The sequence below is a fragment of the Leifsonia sp. SIMBA_070 genome (assembly GCF_046534635.1).
Lineage (GTDB): Bacteria > Actinomycetota > Actinomycetes > Actinomycetales > Microbacteriaceae > Leifsonia.
In genome coordinates, this window is record NZ_JAWRYK010000361.1 from 1 (window position 1) to 267 (window position 267).

Annotated in this window: 1 protein-coding gene; it reads left to right on the top strand. The window is 65.9% G+C overall.

The annotated features are described in order from the left end of the window. Positions 1-267, top strand: a 267-nt coding sequence (locus tag SB754_RS20685) for a Gfo/Idh/MocA family protein (protein WP_410784234.1), incomplete at both ends; no start/stop codon positions are given.

Sequence of the window (267 nt, forward strand, 5' to 3'; positions counted from 1 at the left end):
CTCGTGAGCATATGCACACCGCCAGACACCCACGAGGAGCTGAGTGTCGCGTTCCTGCGCGCCGGGATCAACGTGCTCTGTGAGAAGCCCATGGCCCCTTCGCTTGCTGCGTGCGACGCGATCCTCGCGGCCGAGGCAGAGAGCAGCGCGATGTGCTCATCCGTAGCGCAGAACCGCTACCGCGACGACATCGCGACGCTGCGCGCGGCCCTCGAGTCGGGCCTGATGGGTCCAGTTACGTCGATTCAGATCGACTCGGCCTGGTGG